This window comes from Vibrio sp. DNB22_10_4, from assembly GCF_052879755.1.
Genome location: NZ_JBNNXW010000079.1, coordinates 1 through 264 on the forward strand (window position 1 = coordinate 1; position 264 = coordinate 264).

1 protein-coding gene is annotated in these 264 nt (G+C 69.7%); it reads left to right on the forward strand.

From position 1 onward, the window contains the following. The coding region (locus tag ACVA6Q_RS24735; RefSeq protein WP_446649234.1) for a hypothetical protein at nt 1–264 on the forward strand (264 nt) is incomplete at both ends.

A 264-nucleotide genomic window follows, 5' to 3' on the forward strand; every position in this document is an offset into this window, starting at 1 on the left:
GGTTACATCCACGTGCGCGCCGCGCCCGGCGTCGGCATCAAGCTCGATGGCAAGCTCAAGGGCGTCGTCGACAGCGAGGAGGGTCTCGTCCTCCGCGACGTGCCGGCGGGCATGCACGCGCTCCACGCGTTCTTGAACGGGCACGAAGATCAGCACGCGGTCGTGTCGGTCGAGCCCGCGGCGGTCGCGGTGCTGAAGCTGCGTCCGTTCCAGCCGATCCCCGAGCACAAGCTGCTCGACGCGGCCGCGAAGAGCGGATCGGTG